The organism is Planococcus circulans (genome assembly GCF_020023385.1).
In the GTDB taxonomy this organism is placed as follows: Bacteria; Bacillota; Bacilli; order Bacillales_A; family Planococcaceae; genus Planococcus.
Genome location: NZ_JAIQCL010000002.1, coordinates 70,487 through 90,126, shown reverse-complemented (window position 1 = coordinate 90,126; position 19,640 = coordinate 70,487). Strand labels below are relative to the sequence as shown.

Annotated in this window: 18 protein-coding genes; 4 read left to right on the top strand and 14 right to left on the bottom strand. The window is 48.4% G+C overall.

All coding sequences use genetic code 11. The annotated features are described in order from the left end of the window. Nucleotides 1-5: 5 nt before the first annotated feature. The gene (locus K8U60_RS04655; RefSeq protein ID WP_223635106.1) at nucleotides 6-992 is read right to left on the bottom strand and encodes a F510_1955 family glycosylhydrolase; all 987 of its coding nucleotides are present in this window, start codon (nucleotides 990-992) and stop codon (nucleotides 6-8) included. A 134-nt stretch (nucleotides 993-1,126) separates the two neighbouring features. Here K8U60_RS04655 and K8U60_RS04650 point away from each other — a divergent pair, with 134 nt between their 5' ends. The 4 genes from K8U60_RS04650 (at nucleotide 1,127) to K8U60_RS04635 (ending at nucleotide 5,925) form a co-directional block, all read left to right on the top strand. Continuing rightward, on the top strand, nucleotides 1,127-1,735 hold the full coding sequence (locus K8U60_RS04650; RefSeq protein WP_223635104.1) for a YdhK family protein: 609 nt from the start codon (nucleotides 1,127-1,129) through the stop codon (nucleotides 1,733-1,735). A 334-nt stretch (nucleotides 1,736-2,069) separates the two neighbouring features. Further along, nucleotides 2,070-3,719 (top strand): ATP-binding protein, encoded by a 1,650-nt coding sequence (locus K8U60_RS04645; protein ID WP_223635102.1) that lies wholly within the window; start codon nucleotides 2,070-2,072, stop codon nucleotides 3,717-3,719. Continuing rightward, the gene (locus K8U60_RS04640) at nucleotides 3,716-4,423 is read left to right on the top strand and encodes a response regulator (protein WP_223635100.1); all 708 of its coding nucleotides are present in this window, start codon (nucleotides 3,716-3,718) and stop codon (nucleotides 4,421-4,423) included. The genes K8U60_RS04645 and K8U60_RS04640 overlap by 4 nt, the downstream gene beginning before the upstream one ends. 179 nt (nucleotides 4,424-4,602) lie before the next feature. Then, the gene (locus K8U60_RS04635) at nucleotides 4,603-5,925 is read left to right on the top strand and encodes a CitMHS family transporter (protein ID WP_223635098.1); all 1,323 of its coding nucleotides are present in this window, start codon (nucleotides 4,603-4,605) and stop codon (nucleotides 5,923-5,925) included. 265 nt (nucleotides 5,926-6,190) lie between these two features. Here K8U60_RS04635 and K8U60_RS04630 read toward each other — a convergent pair whose 3' ends face one another. The 13 genes from K8U60_RS04630 to K8U60_RS04570 all read right to left on the bottom strand — a co-directional run bounded on the left by K8U60_RS04630 (nucleotide 6,191) and on the right by K8U60_RS04570 (nucleotide 19,621). After that, nucleotides 6,191-6,925 carry an SIS domain-containing protein gene (locus tag K8U60_RS04630; protein WP_223635096.1) on the bottom strand — a complete coding sequence of 245 codons (735 nt, stop codon included), beginning with the start codon at nucleotides 6,923-6,925 and terminating at the stop codon, nucleotides 6,191-6,193. Nucleotides 6,926-6,953: 28 nt separating this feature from the next. Continuing rightward, a complete protein-coding gene (locus K8U60_RS04625; protein ID WP_223635093.1) occupies nucleotides 6,954-7,688 on the bottom strand; it encodes a creatininase family protein in 735 nt (244 codons plus the stop codon). 13 nt (nucleotides 7,689-7,701) lie between these two features. Further along, nucleotides 7,702-8,694, bottom strand: a complete 993-nt coding sequence (locus K8U60_RS04620; protein ID WP_223635090.1) for a phosphotriesterase family protein — start codon at nucleotides 8,692-8,694, stop codon at nucleotides 7,702-7,704. 23 nt (nucleotides 8,695-8,717) lie between these two features. After that, a complete protein-coding gene (locus tag K8U60_RS04615) occupies nucleotides 8,718-10,013 on the bottom strand; it encodes a PTS ascorbate transporter subunit IIC (RefSeq protein WP_223635087.1) in 1,296 nt (431 codons plus the stop codon). A 49-nt stretch (nucleotides 10,014-10,062) separates the two neighbouring features. Next, entirely contained in the window at nucleotides 10,063-10,332 is a 270-nt protein-coding gene (locus K8U60_RS04610) for a PTS sugar transporter subunit IIB (RefSeq protein ID WP_223635084.1), read from the bottom strand. Nucleotides 10,333-10,334: 2 nt separating this feature from the next. After that, a complete protein-coding gene (locus tag K8U60_RS04605; RefSeq protein ID WP_223635081.1) occupies nucleotides 10,335-10,772 on the bottom strand; it encodes a PTS sugar transporter subunit IIA in 438 nt (145 codons plus the stop codon). Between the two features lie 39 nt (nucleotides 10,773-10,811). Then, the gene (locus K8U60_RS04600) at nucleotides 10,812-12,926 is read right to left on the bottom strand and encodes a BglG family transcription antiterminator (protein WP_223635078.1); all 2,115 of its coding nucleotides are present in this window, start codon (nucleotides 12,924-12,926) and stop codon (nucleotides 10,812-10,814) included. 213 nt (nucleotides 12,927-13,139) lie between these two features. Next, complete coding sequence (locus K8U60_RS04595) at nucleotides 13,140-13,409, bottom strand: phosphocarrier protein HPr (protein ID WP_223635075.1); 270 nt, start codon at nucleotides 13,407-13,409, stop codon at nucleotides 13,140-13,142. A gap of 66 nt (nucleotides 13,410-13,475) precedes the next feature. Continuing rightward, nucleotides 13,476-14,198 carry a GntR family transcriptional regulator gene (locus K8U60_RS04590; RefSeq protein ID WP_223635072.1) on the bottom strand — a complete coding sequence of 241 codons (723 nt, stop codon included), beginning with the start codon at nucleotides 14,196-14,198 and terminating at the stop codon, nucleotides 13,476-13,478. Between the two features lie 5 nt (nucleotides 14,199-14,203). Then, nucleotides 14,204-14,944 carry a glucosamine-6-phosphate deaminase gene (nagB, locus tag K8U60_RS04585; protein WP_223635069.1) on the bottom strand — a complete coding sequence of 247 codons (741 nt, stop codon included), beginning with the start codon at nucleotides 14,942-14,944 and terminating at the stop codon, nucleotides 14,204-14,206. 5 nt (nucleotides 14,945-14,949) lie between these two features. After that, a complete protein-coding gene (gene nagA, locus K8U60_RS04580; protein WP_223635066.1) occupies nucleotides 14,950-16,110 on the bottom strand; it encodes an N-acetylglucosamine-6-phosphate deacetylase in 1,161 nt (386 codons plus the stop codon). A 64-nt stretch (nucleotides 16,111-16,174) separates the two neighbouring features. Further along, nucleotides 16,175-18,091: an N-acetylglucosamine-specific PTS transporter subunit IIBC gene (nagE, locus tag K8U60_RS04575; RefSeq protein ID WP_223635064.1), complete on the bottom strand. Its 1,917-nt coding sequence runs from the start codon at nucleotides 18,089-18,091 to the stop codon at nucleotides 16,175-16,177. A gap of 276 nt (nucleotides 18,092-18,367) precedes the next feature. Then, on the bottom strand, nucleotides 18,368-19,621 hold the full coding sequence (locus K8U60_RS04570; RefSeq protein WP_223635061.1) for an exo-beta-N-acetylmuramidase NamZ family protein: 1,254 nt from the start codon (nucleotides 19,619-19,621) through the stop codon (nucleotides 18,368-18,370). Between the last annotated feature and the right edge of the window lie 19 nt (nucleotides 19,622-19,640).

Below are 19,640 nucleotides of genomic sequence, written 5' to 3'. Positions count from 1 at the left end.
CACCATTATTCTACTTGTCCGGCATTCAGGATTTGGTTCCAACTGCCTCCCCCGTCTTCGGAAATGAAAGCATGGCCAGCCGCTGTATAAATGGCGATTTCATCCGTGTTGGATGGATTTTGTGCAATATACAGGATGCCATCTTCCGGCAGATCGGGCAGTTCGAGTGCCTGTTGTTCGCCGTTTTCCCAAGTATACGTGATAAGCTCAGCTTGTGTACCGTATGTTGCATAATACAATGCGCTCTCCCCGAAGAACACAGCGGTTCCGTAAATTCCCTCTTCCGTCACTGGCGTGAAACTGTCACCGCCGTCTTCAGACAGAAAAATCCCTTCTGTCGTAGCCGCAGCAATCAATTGTGAATCATCCGGATGCATCGCGAAAGAAGAAACTTCGCCATCGAGTCCTGCTCCTTCCACCTCTTGCCACTCTTTCCCTTCATCTTCACTGCGGAAATAGCCCGGCCCCATCTGTGAATTTTCCTGCGGATTCATGACAAAGAGGTGATGGCTGCGATAGCCGACCGCCATGCCATGGAAATCGGTTTCCCCTTCAAAACCCATGTGGTCGAGTGAGCGGCCGCCGTCTTTGCTTCGCTGTATGCCGATCGGATTCTGCATCATCGATCCAGGACCTGGGTGGCCGGATGTGAAAAAGCCGTCATCGACTGCGTTGAAGCCCATGTAATCATGAAAATGTTCACTGGTTTCCAGCCATTCCCCGTCGCGGTAAATCTTCAAGCCGTGATGCGATGCAAAATACAGCCCTTCCTCATTTTCGATAAAGCCCATACCGTGGACATGGTCCATGCGGCCATCGAACGCGACTTCAAAATCCTCTGAAGTCTCGGCAGTTCCATCTGTTTCATTCGTTTCAGCGGCTTCATTATCCACAGCGGTTTCTGCTTCTGGCGGCTCCGGCCCATCTTTCTCTGTGCATCCTGCAAGCAGCACACCCATCATAAGAGGCGCCAATATCCATTTTCTGTTCATTAAAATCGCCCTCCTGTCATTCAATTTTAATTTATTGTACTAGAAAAGTTTTGATTTATTGTGCAGATTCTGCACAGTATTTGCACACTATGTGGGTACAGTGTACAGACTATAGTGAAGAAAGAGGGATTTCAATGACAAAGAATAAATTTTTGTTGATGACGATGTCAACTTTAACCGCGATTACGTTAGCGGCATGTGGAGATACGGAAGAAGACGCGGTAAACCCAGCCGATCCGGACAATCAGGTCGAGATGACTGAAGAAATGGATGAAAATATGGATGAGGAAGATATGGGGCATGGAGGCATGGAACATTCCAGCGATGGAGAAGTGCCGGAAGGGCTGGCCGAAGCTGAAAATCCAACATTTGAAGTTGGCAGCCAGGCAATCATGAGTGCAAATCATATGCCCGGCATGGATGGGGCTGAAGCGACTATCACCGGTGCCTACGACACGACCGTTTACGCCTTGAGCTTTACACCGACTACCGGCGGCGAGCCGGTCGAAAACCATAAATGGGTCATCCACGAAGAGTTGGAGGATGCTGGCGATACGCCCCTTTCAGCCGGTGATGAGGCCGTCATTGCCACAGACCATATGGAAGGCATGGAGGGCGCCACTGCCATCATCGATTCTGCCGAAGAAACCACTGTCTACATGGTCGACTTTACAACGACCGATACTGATGAAGCCGTCACCAACCACAAATGGGTGACCGAAAGTGAATTATCTGCACAATAAATGAGACATCTCCTGCGTTTTTGCGCGGGGGATGTTTTTTTTGTCTTTGGATGAACAGATTTCCTAAGCATAGCTGTGTTTTTCGTGTCTTCATCCGGTTTGTGGGCGTTCCGATGGATTTATGGGCGGTCAGCGAAATTTATGGGCGTTCAGGAGATTTTATGGGCGCTCGGCCGAATTTGCAGTCGTAAGAGACGATTCCACTCCCATCAGCCGATGCTGAACAAGCTTAGTCCTTTAAAAGAGCGATATCTCCGCAGGAAGCCTCAATCCCCGTTCTCTCACCTATGGTATTATTACAAAAAAGCACATACGCTTGAAGGAGCTCTGCACCATGATCCAATTTCACAAAGCCGATATCCAGAAGCGGCCCTTTCAGCCAACTAAAGCAGTGAACCTGAAGATGAAGATGATCGGTTTGATCGGCTTTCTGATTTTGGCGATTGTCCTGGTCATCGGTATTTTCCTCGATTATTTCATCACCGATGCCTTGGAAACGCAGCTTGGTGAGCAGGCGTTGAGTGTGGCAGAGAGTGTGGCCCTCAATCCCGATATTGCACTCGCCTTTGAAACAGCAGATCCGGCGGCAATTATCCAGCCGCTTGTTTCCCCGATCCAGCAGTCCACCAATGCCGAGTTTATCGTCATCGGCAATACGGATGAAATCCGCTATTCCCACCCCAATCCCGAGCAGATCGGCAAGAGAATGGTCGGTGAAGACAATGAACGCGCATTGCTCTACGGCGATTCCTACGTTTCCAAGGCTACCGGTTCTCTCGGCAATTCGCTGCGCGCCAAGGTACCGGTTTACTCAGGAAATGACATTATCGGTGTGGTCTCGGTCGGCTTTCTTGCAAATGATATCCAAACGCTGATCGGCGGTTATAACCATGAATTATGGTTGATGCTGGTGATCATCGGCGCTGCCGCAATTGTCATGGCTATCGCAATTGCCACCTATATCAAGCGGAAGTTGCATGGACTCGAGCCTGAGGAAATTTCCCGCCTGCTGTTTCAGAAAGAGACCATCCTGCAGTCGACCCATGAAGGCATTATCGCAGTCGACGATACTGGGAGAATCACCCTGCTCAATCAGATGGCACAGCAATTGCTCTTCGGCAACGGCCAGGATGTAGACAAACTCATTGGCCGACCGATCCGGGAAGTCCTCCCCACTTCTGATTTGCCGGATATTCTGAAAATCCGTACGAGTCACTTTGATCAGGAAGAGGTCTATGGCAGCTATGCGGTCTATGTAAATTCAGGTCCGATTTATTATGAGGATACGCTGGTTGGCGCCGTTTCCACTTTCCGCAATAAAACCGAAATCGACAGGCTGACGAAGGAGCTGTCGCATGTAAAGCAGTATGCCAATGCATTGCGTGCCCAGACGCATGAGTTTTCCAATAAACTTTATACCATTTCAGGGCTGGTCCATTTGAATAAAAAACAGGAAGTGCTTGATTTTATTCGACTGGAGCATGATATTCAGCAGGAATGGATTCAGCAGGTTATCGACAAAGTGGCCGATCCGCTGATCAGCGGCATTTTGATCGGCAAGCTCAATCAAGCAAGCGAGCAACAGGTCCAACTGGTGATTGATCCCGATAGCCGGCTGAAGACCACTTTATCGGAGCCGCAAAGCCGCGCTTTACTGACGGCGATTGGCAACTTGATCGACAATGCGCTGGACGCTGTGAAAGACTGTGCGCCTGACAAAAAGCAGATTGCGTTGTACTTCACGGATGTCGGAGATGATATTTTGCTTGAAATCGACGATTCAGGCCCGGGAATTCCAAACGGACAAGCGCCGATTTTATTTGATAAAGGTTTTTCATCGAAACCGGGCAGGGACCGCGGCTATGGCTTGAGTACCACCAGACACCTGATCGCCCTTGCCGGCGGCGAACTGCATACAGAAGAAAGTGAACTCGGCGGAGCCTGCTTTGTCGTTTCATTACCGAAAAAGGAGAATAACTTATGAAACAGGAGCTCCATGTTTTGATAATTGAAGATGATTTTCGGGTAGCCGAGATCAACCGGCAACTGGTGGAACAGGTCACGGGCTACCAAGTGGCCGGCGTCGCGAAGACAGGCGATGAAGCGATGGACTTCCTCACCAACAGCCAGGAATTGCCGGATCTGATTTTGCTGGATGTTTTTATTCCTGACCGTAGGGGTCTTGAAATGCTTCGGGAAATCCGCAGCAACTTCCACCCGATCGACGTGATCATGCTGTCGGCTGCGAAGGAAGCGGGAACAATTGAAGAGGCATTGCGCTGCGGCATCTTTGATTACCTCATCAAACCGGTGGATTTTTCCCGCCTCGAACAATCCCTTCTGCGGTACAGCGAACAAAAAGCATTTCTCGCTTCCCGCCAGGAGCTGGAACAAACGGACATCGACAGGCTGATCGGCATCGAGCCCATTGCCATTCTTTCGGAAACAGTTGATGGCGAACTGCCTAAAGGCATCGATCAGCTGACTTTGGTCGGTGTTATGGAAATTTTGCAATCTTCAACTCCAGCAGGCATCAACGCCATGGAAACAGGAAAAGCGGTCGGCGTCAGCCGCTCCACTGCCCGGCGCTATCTGGAACATCTCGTATCCATCGGCGAAGCCAAAGCACAATTGAATTACGGAGAGATCGGCCGTCCCGAACGGCGCTACATTCCGTGGACAAAATGATCAAAACCATCAAAAAGCTCATTAGTTCCCTTAATTGAATAATCTTATTTTTCAAATCCTTCTGTGCTAAGTTTAGACCCATAACTTAGAAGCAGAAGGATTTTGTATTGAATACATATTTTGTATGCGGTTACAATTCTTCCTTCATTTTAAACTTTTAGCCCCGAGGAGGAATTTTCATGTTAAGTATTATTGGATTATTGACTATTGTGGTCATTGTCGCATTGCTCATCAGCAATAAAATCACACCCATCGTTGCGCTCGTCCTAGTACCGATTGTCGCTGCCTTTGTTGCGGGATTCAGCTTTGCAGAAATCGGTGATTTTTTCAATAGCGGCATCGAGTCCGTGATGAGCGTCGTCATCATGTTCATCTTCGCTATCCTATTTTTCGGCATCATGCAGGATGTCGGCTTGTTTGACCCATTGATCAATAAGATGATTGCCGTATCACGAGGCAATGTTATTGCAGTGGCAATCGGAACCGTGTTGATTGCAGCCGTGGCACAGCTTGACGGATCAGGCGCTTCCACTTTCCTGATCAGTATCCCGGCTTTATTGCCATTATACAAACGCTTGAAAATGAACCCTTACTTACTGCTGTTGCTGGTCGGGATGTCCGCCAGCATCATGAACATGCTGCCATGGGGCGGTCCCCTTGGCCGCACCGCCGCTGTTCTGGGCGTCGATGTCACAGAACTTTGGCGGCCATTGATCAAAGTCCAGGTGATCGGCTTAGTGCTGCTGATCGGACTTGCGGTTTTATTGGCCATCCGTGAAAAACGCCTGATCGCCAAACGCGGAGATTTCAATCAAGAAATTTACGAAGAAGCGCAGCCGCTTGTCGAAGGGGCACAAGATGAAGCGTCTTTGAAAGCCGCTTCCTTGCGCCGTCCCAAACTTTTGTGGGCCAATACCATCCTTGCAGTAGCCGTCATCGGTGTTCTCGTGTGGGGTATCATTCCTGCGGGATTTGCCTTCATGATCGGCGTCAGTTTGGCATTGCCGCTCAACTATCCGAACATGAAAGATCAGATGGAGCGCATCAAAGATCATGCACCGAACGCATTGTTGATGGCAGCCATCATTTTGGCGGCCGGTTCGTTCCTCGGCATTCTGAACGGCACCTTGATGCTCGATTCGATCGCCAATGACTTGGTGAAAGTTTTGCCTGCTTTCGTCATTCCGTATCTCCACATCATCATCGGATTTTTCGGCGTTCCATTCGATTTATTGCTCAGTACCGACGCTTATTACTTTGCATTGTTCCCGATTGTAGAACAGGTGGTTACGGCGTTTGGCGTGTCGTCGCTATCCGCTGCCTACGCTATGATCATCGGCAACATCATCGGCACGTTCGTCAGCCCGTTCTCGCCGGCGCTTTGGCTGGCACTCGGATTGGCCGGGCTCGAAATGGGCCGCCATATCCGCTACTCCCTCCCAATCATGTGGGGATTCAGCATTGTATTGCTTGGAATTTCGATTTTGATCGGTGTTGTGTAAGAAAATAGTATAGAAGCCAGACACAGTTGACCTGTGGCTGGCTTTTTTTGTGGAGATTTGTTGAATTTTCAAACGTCCTGAGGAAGTATTTTATACAATATGCACGCTTTTCCTAATTTATGCACGCTTATTGAAAAATATGCACGTTCAAAAAAGTTTATGCACGCTTACCAAAAAATACGCACGCACAAACTAACTTATGCACGCTCAGCCCTGAATGCACAAAAAAGCACGGCAGAAAAATCGCTGCCGTGCGCTAAAGAATTCAAGACAGCAGCGGAATCCGCTCACTGTATTGGTTGATCAGCTGCGTGTTGTGTGCATCTGCCCCGTCGATATTGCCGCTGAGGAAAATGGGTGGTGGAAAGCCGGCATCTGCCATTTTCTTGATGGCTTCCGCAAAAACGGCATTCAGGATTGTTGCGCCAACGACGGTCGATGTCGGGCCAAACGGAACGTCGACACCTTCGTACGACAGGATTGCGTCTCCTGCCACTGAATGGTTGTCGATGACCAGGTCCACCGAGTCGAACAAGTACTTGCCGCTTTTGTGGCGCGAAGGCTGACTGCCCGAATACGCAAGCGACGTGATGCCGATGACGAATGCCCCATTTTCACGTGCGGATGCTGCGACGTCCACCGGCACCGGATTGCGGCCGGAAGTGGAGATCACAAAGACCACATCATCCGGACCGAAATCCTGTTCCTTCAGGAAACCTGCCGCATACTCATTCTGTCGCTCCAGCTGGGATGATTGGACCGCTCCTTCATGGAGCATCAGCGGCTCCACGAAAACCGGCTTGATCGGCACCAATCCGCCGGCGCGGTAAAACACTTCTTCCGTCAAAATATGCGAATGCCCGCAGCCGAATAATTGGATGATGCCGCCCGCCTGAATCGCGGCCGCCACTTTTCCTGCCGCTTCCAGCATCGCCTGTTTTTCATTTTTCTCGACAAGCTCCAGCCGTTCCTGTGCCTGCTTGAAGTAATTGCTTAGCATTGTATCAGCTCCATACGGTTGTAAGTTTCTATTTCCCTAAAGATCGTTTTGCTTCTTCAATCAGTTTCACCATGTTGGCCAAAGCGACTTCAATAATAGCTTTTCCTTTTTCCTTAGTCGCCAATGTCGCATCTCCCAAAACTGCAGTAGCCGTAAACTCTTCCCAAGGAGTCGGTGTCACGTCTGCACTCATTGGGATGTCCGGTATGTCGGAGACGGCTTTGGTCATGTCCACATACTGCTCTGCCAAATATAACATATAGGAAGTTTCAATTTCACAGGCATGGAAGTAGCTCGCATGGGCCGATGGGGTTTCCCTCAGCTCATCTGTGATTTTTTTGACGCCCGGATAGAATAGGTACAGCACTCTCAGATTTGGCACCGTCTCGTATAGTTGGCGAGCTGCTTCCTTGATTGCCACAGCATTTCCGAGATGGCCATTGAGCATGACGAAGACTTGGAAACCTTGATGATGAAGGCTCACACCGATGTCACAGAGCAAACTGATCAGGGATTGATTGCTGACAGTGATGCTGCCAGGAAAGTTTTTCAAGCTCCATACTTGGCCATACGGCAAGGTCGGCAATACCAAAGCACCCGTTTTCCCGGCCACTCTTTCCGCCAGCTGTTCCGCTAAATAATTGTCCGTCCCGAGCGGCAAATGCGGACCATGCGCTTCAACCGCTCCAAGCGGCAGGATCGCCACTTGGCTTTGTTCGATTTTTTCTTTTATTTCATAAGAATTCTCATTTTGAAAAATCAAAGCTGTTCGCCTCCTACTTATTGAACGTGAAACACCGCTTTGGGTTTTCGACGAAGAATTTATGGATCAGTGCTTCTCCCTCAAAACCCTGGCGGCTGGCGTCGTCAATAAACCGCGGCACCCATTTCGCTATGATGTATTCAAGCCCAAGCCCGTAATCGTAATGCTTGTAATAAGACTTCCTGGCCGTGTCTCCGCTGACCAGGATTTGGTTTTCATAACCTTTTTTCACCAGTTCCAGTATGCACTGGATGCGTGTGCTTTCAGGTGCGTATTTGATTTTTGCGATTCCGTCAAAGCTCAGGTATGCACCGGTTTTCGCAATCTGTTCGTGGTAATAGGGATCCGGGTTGCGGTCCATATGTCCGAAGCTCATATAGGACAGGTCAACGCCTTCCGACTGAAGCAGTTCGATCTGCTCAAGTCCCATCGTTCCGGCTTCTGTATGCGAGTGAAGCGGAGCTTTCGTTTCCAGGTGAGCCTGCGCCACAGCCCGCAACGTCTTTTCTTCGAGGGGCGAAATCCGGTTGTAGCCTGTGCCGAACTTCACTTGTCCTGCCTTGTAGGACGTGCCTTCAAGCCCCTCTTCCACTTCCCGTATGACAAAATCAGTCAGTCTGTTGACGCTTGCTGCGTCGATCCATTCACTGTAGGTCCGGTAATCGCCGAGGACCGGTTTTAACCGCTCACTGATTCCGGCATCCCATAAAAAGCTTTTATTGAAACCCGCTGTCCCAACAATATGGATGTCTAATTCCTCTGAAATCTCTTTGACCGCCTGGACATCCCGGCCATAGTCGACCGCTGTTGCATCGACGATCGACTTGCCGCCATAGCGTTTAAAGTCTGCGACATCCAGTTTGGATTTTTCCTTGTCATCGAGCAACAGGTCATCCGCTTGTTTTTCAATCCAATAGGCCGGACGGCAGACAATGTGCTCGTGGGAATAAGTAAACCCAAGGTCTTCCGGCCGAATGTCCCCGCGTAATGTCCGAACAAAAGCCATTTTTCTCCCTCCTTCATTAAAGACTACAGCAGCAATTGAGCCAGCAAACGAACAATCGGTCCCAAAATGAACATATCCGAATCCGCTGCCCACATTGCGGTGTCCGGAACTGTATCAGACAGCAGAAAGCGGACCGTGATGAATTGGCCCCATGCGACAATCGTCGCCGTGACAAATCCACCCATCACCGCTCCCCGCACACCGCCTGTTAAGTTGCCGAAGACACCGGCCGAAGCAGAGTGGAAGAACAAGACGATCATCGTCGGTACAAAGATATAGCCTACCGCATTGCCCAGAACCACCAGCCACAACAAGGCCCCAACAAATGAACCGAGAAATCCGAGAATGACGGCATTCGGTGCATATGGAAAGAGAATCGGATTATCAAGTGCCGGCCTAGCGCCAGGAACTATTTTTGTCGCGATTCCTTTAAAAGCTGGAACTATTTCACCGATAAACATCCGAACACCTGTCAGCACCACTGCAATCCCTGCCGTAAACGTAAATGACTGGATGATGGCGTAGACGATGAAGCTCTGGTTGCCCGAACTTGCTACCAATTCTGCCGCGCCCGGAGTATCTTTGAAAGATACGATGATGGCTCCGGTCAGGAACAACAAACCCATCGTCAATGCCGTGATAACATTGGAATCTCTCAAGAATTCCAGGCCTTTCGGCAAATTGATCTTCTCTGAATCATTTTCTTTATTGCCCCAAAGCATTCCGCCAAACGCCGCCAGCAATGCGACGGAGGCTGATGTATGTCCTAGGGCAATATTGTCATTCCCCACGATTCTCCGCATGAATGGTTGTGTCAATGCCGGCTGTACGGTCCAATAAATCCCCATAATGATTGACAGGAAAATCACTAGTCTCCAAAACGATACATCAGGAGAGGTATGAACTGCGATCCCTGCAAAAATCGTTGTTGTCCAAAACATCATATGTCCGGTCAGATAGATGTATTTCAGCTTGGTAAAACGGGCAAGCAAAACGTTCAATAGGAACCCTAAAGTCATCGCCAATGTGACTGCGCTGCCGTAATCGTTATTGAACATTTCCTGGCCCATGTATTCACCCAATGTTTCCCCTGACAGATTGAACACTTCTTTCCAAAGTGGTTCAAAGACCGTCAACGCACCAACGATGATGCCGGCACCGGCACTGATGATCAGGAAGCCGATAACCGCTTTAAAGGTTCCACTTACTCTTTGGCTGGCCGTCTTTTTTTGAAGCAATAAACCGATTAGGACAATGATCCCCAATAAGATGGCCGGAGTTCCGAACACGTTATTCGCTAACCAGAAAATAATATCCATAGCCGTTCTCCCCCGCTTAGTAATTTATTTGCTGTTTGTTTGCCTATCTTCATTGCGCAATATTGGCGTCTATCGCCGATTTGATTTCTTCTACATCGAAATAGTTGTTTACCACAATTACTTTTGCCGGCTGATCCTGGAGGCTTTCAGCCAACTCATTGCTGGTGATGATATAATCAGCTGACATGCTCGTCGCTGAGGACAAATCGATATGTTCGACATCCGCCATGATATTCTTTTCATTCAATGCTTCTTCCACATTCATTTTTAAAATTAAGCTTGTTCCTTGTCCCAGACCGCATACACATAAAATCTTCATTGTTAATTCCTCCCTATAATTTGTTGTAGTTCTTCATAGCTGGACAGCTCTTTCAACTTCTCTACATTTTCAGGTTTGCTTAAAAGAGCTACAATTTTCTTCATGACCAGCAGATGCTCTTCGCTTGAAGATGCTCCTAAAGCAAAAATGAAACGGACCGGATCATTGGTTTCACTTCCAAATTCAATTGAGTCCTTTAACCGGACAAATGAGACGGATGCTTCTTTAACACCATCTTCTGGCCGGGCATGCGGCATTGCTATTTGAGGTGCCAATACAAAATATGGGCCGTTTTTCTGATAGGACTCCACCATGGCATCGACATATCTCGGTTCAATTAAATTTTCATCCACCAGCAAAGCTCCTGCCGCACGGATTCCTTCTTCCGGAGTGGCTGCCGGCAGGTCAAGTGCCACCAAATTCTGTTCCAAAAATTTCATAGCAAAATTCCTTTCTCTATTGGGGATCGCCAAAACCAGTTATTCCGAATGGGAGGCAACCACGCTGTAAATCTCTTCAGGAGATTCCGCATCCATCAGTTGATTTTTTGTTTTGTTATTGTTCAGAAGTTTGGTCAGCTGGCGCAATGCCTTCAAGTGGCTGTCTCCATCGATTGCCGCCAACACAATGACCAGTGCCACCGGATGGGTGCCGTTCTGTGAAAATGGTACATGTTCCTTCAACTGCAACAAACTCATCGCCAGTTTTCCCACTCCTTCGTGGGGACGGGCGTGTGGAATGGCTACATAAGGCGAAATTACTACGTAAGGCCCCATTTCAAGTAAGGGATCTATCATCGCCTGGATGTAGTCTTTAGTTATCGACTTTTCCTGTAGTAACGGCTGAGCAGCTTTTCGGATGGCCTCCTGCCAATCTCTCACTGTGGGAAGGCATTGAATGTGGGCGATCGGCAGGAGATCTTTCAAGTCAGGTTTATTCACTTCTTTCATCTTCAGCGGCTGCTGTTGAAGGTAATACTGCAATTCATTCTTTAAGGCCGCTTCATCTTTTACATCGGCATGCTGCCGGATGATGTCCATCACCACCGTTAACGAATTGGGCTGCGGAGCCTTTACACCGAGATGGACATTTACCTTTTTCAGCAGCCGTTCTTTTTCTGCTTCAGTCAATATGGGACTGACAACAAACACCGGTTTTTCTTTTTCAGCAAGTGGTATGGTTGAAATGATAAAGTCTGCTTGATGCTCCATTTCTTCATAATCCCTCAACGACACACAACCAATGATGTCGACCGTCGAAAATAGCCCTTCTAATTGATGTTGCAGCAGACGTGAAGTTCCAACTCCCGTATTGCAGACGACTAGCGCATTTTTTCGAGTGGCCGGTTTTATGCCCATCTTTTCCATCCAGCCTCCAAAATGGACTGCAATCAAGGTAAGTTCTCCATCATTGATCGATTTTCCAGTGGCTTTCTCTAAATGCTTGGATACTTTTTTCGTAAGCAGGAATACATCCGGATACTTTTCCTTAATCGAGGCTTCTAGGCTGATATCAGCCTCTAACCCATATAACACCCGATAATATGCTGTTTTGACATGCAACAATAAATTTCGTTCGACCTCTATCCGATCTTCGAAAAGGAGGCAGGCATACTTTTGAAAATCGGTAACCATTTTGGTCACTACATCCAATAGAACTTTGTCGCTTTGATTAATATCGTTTTCGAAAATCATTGGCGAAAATTGGACTCTTGAACTCAGGAGATGTTTGGTAATATAGAAAACCTCTTCTTCGGGAAATGCAATTTGAAACAAAGCAGTCAATTTTTCAGCTATTTTTTGAGCAGCTTCGTATTCCTTTGACTCTGACAATACTTGACGTTCGATGGGGTCAACTTCAATTTTTTTGCCTTGCTCAAGTCTGCGGACAAATAGGAGGAACATGAAAGACAAACTATGAAGAAAATCATCTGTATATCGGATGCCTAATTCTTTTTCACTGTCAGCAATGATTTTCTTAACCTCTTCTGCTGTTTCAACTGCCAAAGAATCAGTTTTTCCGTTCTGTCCATTGAAAATGATCGGCAATCGCCTAAGCAGCCCCTGCCAAGTTTGCTTGAATATAAACTGCTGCAAATAAAAGACGGCTGCCCTGCGTTTGTTTTCTTCCATCCCACTGATGACATATCCGGATTTCCTGTCGAACTCCAGTTGCAGTCCATAGTTTCCTAATTCACTCTTTAACCCTTTCACGTCTTCAATTGTGGTATTTCGGCTGACCCTTACCTTCTCCGTTAAATGCTCCAGATACAAAGGCTTATTTCTAGCTAATAAATAAAGAACCAGGCAAGCTCTCCGTTCTTTTACCGAGTATTCATACTGCCAGTTCTCCATCGCACCTAATTTCTCTGGAATTTCAATTGCTATTTTTTGATCCAATTGAAATCCGGCTGAACGTACATGTTGCACGGCCGGAAGTTCCTGTGCTTCCAGCCAATCATTGATTTTCCCGATGTCGTAATAGATGGTGCGTCTGGAAATCTTGAAAGTTTCCATGATTTCGTTAACGGTCACATAACTTTGGGCCCGGGATAAATGCGATAGTATAGCTTGGCTGCGTTGATCCAGAACCATCTTTCACCCCTTCTTTCTTTTAAAGTGTTAAACAGAATTAATTAATCTGAATATTTAGTTAACTAAACTATATACCCAATTCAAGAAAAAGTGGAGACCAAATGCTTCCTCTTGTTTTGTGCAAAACTGGACTGTGCAAAAAAAAAAAAGCAGTCAAAATCCTAGGATTTTGACTGCTTTATCAGGTTACTTCATCGTGTCCACAACAGCTGCTTACGCTTTTCCAAGCCCTTCAGCCACAATCAATTCGTCGACTTTGGCCATCAGGGATTCTTCGTCGCTGCCCTCAGCTGTGATGGTGATGCTGTTGCCTTTTGAAACGCCGAGTGACATGACGCCCATGATGGATTTCAAGTTGACCTCTTTTTCTTTATAAAGCATTTTCACATCTGCAGAAAACGGCGATACCGCTCCCACTAATTTTGATGCCGGACGTGCGTGAAGACCTTCGTCGCTTGTGATGGTATAGCTTTTTTCAATCATACTTTTCTCTCCTCTGGTGTCGGTTTCTTTTCTTCAAAACTTCATTCGTTTCGAAAACCTGTGTGTCTAACGCTTGATGTCAGTCGTAAATTTGTAGCGGTCGGCGCGGTACGTGCTGCGGACCACTTCGAATGGCTGCTCACCGGCCAAATAACTGATGCGTTCAATCATCAGAATGGCTGCGGGTGCTTTGATCTGCAGCAGCTCCGCGTCTTCTTTTTTCACAAGCCCCGCTTCCATGCGCTGGATGGCACGGCTGATTGTCAACTGGTGATCTTTTTCGATCATCGCATACAATGAGCCCTGGAAGGAATCCTGGTCCAGCTCAGGAAAGCGTTCGACCGGCAGATAGGTGCGTTCGATGGCCATCGGCTTGTCGTCCGCAAAACGGATGCGTTCCACAAAATAGACTTTGTCTCCTTGCTCCAGCTGCAAGTCAGCCGCAATGTCCGATTCCGGCTCCAGGATTTCAAAGCCGATCAGCTTGCTGCTCGGCACCATCCCACGCGCCACCATATCCTCCGTAAAGCTCGTCAACCCATTTAATGGCTGTTCCACTTTCGGGGAAGCCACAAATGTGCCGCGCCCCTTTTCCCGGTACAGCAGACCATCATTAACCAGATTAGTGATCGATTGGCGCACAGTCATCCGGCTGACGCCAAAGCGCTCGGTCAGTTCGCGTTCAGAGGGAATCGCTGTGCCGATCGGAAAGTCGCCTTGTTCGATCTGCTGTTTCAGCTGCTCTTCTATTTGGATATAAATCGGAATGGGCGATTGTTTGTCCAGCACAGCGTTCACTCCTCTTCTGCCTCTGCCAGCGCGTAGGCATCCCGGTCTACAATCAGTGTAACATTATTGTGTTTCCATAAAAATGAAGCGGGAAAATCTTTGCTGACGCGGCCGTCCAAAAAGCGCTTCACCGCTTGCGCTTTCTTTTTGCCGGAAGCCAGCAGGAGAATCCTTTCACTTTTCAGGATAGACTGGATTCCCATCGTGATGGCGTGGGTCGGCACTTCGTCGCGGTCGCTGAAAAACCGTGCATTGTTGTTTCGTGTAGATGCTTCAAGCTGCACGCAATGGGTCAGGCTTGTCTCCGGTGTGCCCGGCTCGTTAAAGCCGATATGGCCGTTTGTTCCCATGCCGAGAATCTGCAGATGAGGCGGTCCGACTTCATCGATCAACGCTTCGTAACGCCTGCATTCCGCTTCCACCGGCAATGATTTGCCATTTGGAATATGGGTGTTTTCCAGCGCAATATCGATGTGCCGGAATAGTTTTTCATTCATGAAATGGCGATAGCTGTTCGGATGGTCACCAGACAGCCCACGGTATTCGTCCAAATTGATGGTTTGGACATGCCGGTAGGAAATTCCTCGCTCCCGAACGCCTTCAATCAGTTTTTCGTAGAGGCCGAGCGGTGTCGATCCGGTGGCGAGCCCCAACACCGAATGATTATTGTCCAGGATTTGCTGTTCCACCAATTCTGCCGCCCTGCTGCTCATCTCTTCGTAGTTTTCGACTCGTATCAGTTTCATCACAGTCACTCCTTCGTATAAGCGATCGTCCCTCTGCATATGGTCATTTGCACATTGAAATTGTCATCAAGAATCGCCACATCGGCATCCGCACCAGCCTGCAATCTGCCTTTATTCGCAAAGCCCAGTTCCTTCGCCGCATTGGCGGAAGTCATAGCGACCAGCTCATTCAGGCTGCAGCCGGTAATCGACTGGATATTTTTGACCGCTGTTTCCATCGTCAGGATACTGCCGGCCAACGTGCCATCGGCGAGCCGCGCATCTTTTTTGGTGACCTGCACATCCTGCCCGCCTAAATCGTATACCCCAGGCGCCAGGCCTTTTGCACGCATGGCATCGGTGATGAGGATCAACCGTTCTGCACCTTTTTGGCGGAAAACCAATTCAACAGAAGTCGGATGGCTGTGGATGAAGTCGGCAATCACTTCCACCGATAAGCCGTTCTCTGTCAAAGCAGCACCCACCACTCCCGGATTGCGATGATGGAATGGGCTCATCTGATTATACAGATGAGTGACATGGCTTGCGCCCGAACGGACTGCAGCCTGCACTTCCTCAAGCGTACCGTCTGAATGGCCGATCGATGCGATCACGCCGTCTTCTGCCAGACTTTTAATGAACGACAATCCGTTTGCCGTTTCCGGAGCCAGCGTCACCAGCCGAATTTGGTCACCGCTGAGCTTTTGCCATTTCTGGAATAATGGATAAGACGGTTCCGCGATGTGCTCAATCGGCTGTGCGCCTGCACGCTTATCGGAAATGAACGGCCCTTCCAGATGGACGCCCAGTATTTCAGCCTGCCCTTCCTGAGGCTGGAATGCACGGATGTTTTCCAATGCCGCCGAAATGGCTGTATCCGTTTGGGTCATCGTCGTCGCCAAAAAACTCGTTGTGCCTTCTTTAGGCAACGCACCAGCCAGGCCACTCAATGCTTCCGGTGTTGCATCCATAGCATCATGCCCTGCAGCACCGTGGATATGGACGTCAATAAATCCAGGAAATGCTGTCCAATTTTTGCCGGCTGCATCCACATGGATATCGGCTTTCGCCTCGATTTTTTCTGCGGCACGGCTAATTTTTCCGTCTTCCACGAGGATATCCCCTGTAAAACTCTCTTCAACAGCATCCGCAATCGTGATGCCGGAAATCAATATGCTTTTCTTCATCTGGACCACTCCTTGCGAAAAACCAGGAAAATCGCTGTGGATGTCCCTGGTTTTTCGTCTCTTATTAGTCGACTCTCAGGATGGAATCAGTTCCCTGTTCCTGGAAGCCCTCTTTCATGACAGTAACTTTTTGTTCGGTTAGGTTAGTGAAAATAACCGGTGTTGCAACAGAAGGCGCGTTGGCGTTCAGGAATTCCAAATCAAGCTTCAGCAACGCGTCTCCGCGCTGTACCAGCTGCCCCTGCTCCACTAATGTCTCGAAGCCTTCACCTTTCAGTTTGACGGTATCGAGTCCAACATGAATCAGGATTTCAATTCCAGTATCCGTTTCAATGCCGATTGCGTGTTTGGTCGGGAAAACGCTGACCACACGGCCGTCTACAGGTGAATGAAGGACGTTGCCGGTTGGGAGGATGGCAAAACCAGGTCCCATCATGCCTTTTGCGAATACTTCATCCGGCACTTCCGATAACGGAATTATTTTGCCTTGGATCGGCATTTCAAAATCAGCGGCAATGATTTCTTTCATAGCCGGTTCATCACTGACGGTTTCTTCAATGGCTGCGGCTTCCGAAACATCCTCTGGAGCCGGATTGCCGTTTTCCAAACGCGGCTTCATGGCATCTGCCAAAAACTCGACAGCTGTTCCGATAACCACCTGGACATTGGTTTTATTGATTTTCATGACACCCATAGCTCCGTGGCGTTTGAGGTCTTTTTCGTTCACTAAATCTGAATCTTTGACCGACATGCGCAGGCGGGTCGTGCAGTAATCCACAGCGGTAATATTGGCTGCACCGCCCAATGCTTCAATCGTATTGTATGCTCTGACATCCACAGCTTTATTGCCGGAACCTGCATTTTCTGCACCTTCCTCGTCCTCATCTTCACGGCCAGGTGTTTTCAGGTCCAGCTTAATGATCAGGAAGTAGAAGATGACAAAGTAAACCGCTCCGACGACGAGCCCCATAACGAGCAAGATCAATGGATTGGTGGCTAGCCCATAATTCAGCACATAGTCAATCGCTCCGGCAGAAAAGCCGAAACCGTGATGGACATCCAAGGCATAGGCGACCATCATCGAGACGCCCGTCAATAAGGCATGGACAACATAGAGGATAGGCGACAAGAACATGAATGAGAACTCAATCGGTTCTGTGATCCCCGTCAAAAATGATGTAAAGGCGATACTGAAAAGCATACCGCCGACAAGGGCTTTACGCTCTTTCTTAGCTGCCATATACATGGCAAGACAGGCTGCAGGAAGACCGAACATCATGATCGGGAAGAAGCCGGACAGGAATGGACCAGCCGTCGGATCCCCTTTCAGGAAGCGGTTGATTTCTCCGCGCACGACTTCTCCTGTAGCATCTGTGAATGTTCCGAAATCAAACCAGACCACAGTGTTGATGACATGGTGCAAACCAGTCGGCAGCAACAGGCGGTTCAGGAAACCGTAAGCGCCGACCCCGAACATGCCGGCATTTAAAATCCAGTCACCCGCATTATCGATGCCTGCCTGAACCGGCGGCCATGCATAGCCCAGCACACCGGCCAGGACGGTCATGGTCGCCGCAGTGATGATCGGCACAAACCGCCTGCCGCCGAAGAAGGCGAGCCATTGCGGGAATTTCACATTATAGAATTTATTGTATAAAAGACCTCCGACGATACCGGATAAAATACCGGCGAAAACACCCATATTGATCGACTCGTTGATTGTGACGATTGCCGAAGTCAATACGAGATAAGCGATGGCACCGGCCAAAGCCGCTCCCCCGTTGCCGTCATGGGCAAGTCCCATCGCGATTCCGATGGCGAAGATGATTGCCAGGTTGTCGATAATCCCTGCACCAGCAGCCGATAAGAACGGAATGCCGAGCAAATCATCCTGACCAAAGCGCAGCAGCAAAGCCGCAGCCGGCAAGGTAGCGATCGGGAACATCAAGGATTTTCCTATTTTCTGCAGAAAACTGAACATAAAATTTCCACCCCTTTATGTATTCTTAATTTTCACTATATCCATTATCGGTATAGTTGTCTATACCAATTTTAACTTTAGCGGAAATAAAGTAAGCGGTTACTTTAAAGGAACTACAAATTTTTATATTATTTTTTTATAAGGGAAGCTTGGTCCTCACTTCTTCCATCAACCGGTTTTAAACGGAAATTTTAAAACTCCATAGTAAAAAGCAGAAAGAAGATGATTCCCTCCTCTCTGCTTCTCTATCCCATTATGGGGACACTTCTTCATTTCTTAGTACAGTAGGTATTCTCTTCTGACTTCCTTGAACTCTTTCAGTTCACCTTGCCAGCGTTCTTTCATTTCTTCTACTGTCATGCCTTCCTTTATGCCTTGGCTGATCCAGTCATTGCCGATCAGATTATTGAAGAAAGCAGTCAGTTGCACCTGTTCGGGATACAGGTCGTAAATGGTTTTGACGATATGCAATCCGGTTTCTATCGGCAAGTAAGATTCGCGGTCCGTCACATGGACCTGGATGCCATGCGATAGCTGGCTGGCATGTTTGGAAAATGCCGGGGTGAACGATGCTGCGCGGAAACTGACGCCTGGCAACGCCAGCGCATTCAACGCTTCAGCAAGTTCCGTGCTGTTGATGAAAGGAGCTCCGATAAATTCGAAAGGCTTCGTCGTGCCCCGCCCTTCTGATACATTTGTTCCTTCTATCAAAGCCGTGCCCGGATACACTAGCGCAGTATCAAGTGTCGGCATATTCGGTGAAGGCGGTACAAACTGCAGACCGGTTTCATCATAGAAGGAATTACGTTTCCATCCCATCATTTCCACCACTGTCAGATCTGCGCCGATTCCGATTTCGGCATTAAAGAATTCGGCAAGTTCGCCGACGGTCATGCCGTGGCGAAGTGGAATGGCGTATTGTCCGACAAATGAAGCGAATGCGGGATCAAGCACAGGTCCTTCCACTTTTGTGCCGCCAAGCGGATTGGGCCGATCCAATACGATAAATGGAATGCCTTGCTCCTCTGCAGCTTCCATAGCTAAAGCCATGGTATAGATGTAGGTATAGAAACGTGCACCCACGTCCTGAATATCGAAAATCAGTACGTCAATACCTTCCAGCATTTCAGGTGTCGGCTTGCGCGTTTTGCCATACAGGCTATAGACCGGCACACCTGTCACTTCATCGATATAATAATCGACGTATTGCCCTGCCTGCGCGTCTCCCCGAACACCATGTTCCGGTCCATAAAGTGCGGTCAGGTTGACTTCCGGATCCTTGTCCAGAAGATCGACAATGCTGTTCAATTCCTGATCGACACCTGTCGGATTGGTGATCAATCCGACGTTCTTTCCACTTATCAATTCTTTTTGCTCTTCCATCAGCACTTCAATTCCAAGTTCAAATTCCTTATGGTCTTTCCGCTTATCCTTGGATTTTCCATTGCCCCGATCATGGTCGGCAAATGCGATGGACAATGAAGTCAATACCAGCAAAATAGTCGTCAGTAAGGCAATCCACTTTTTCAAAGTTATTCCCCCTTTTAGT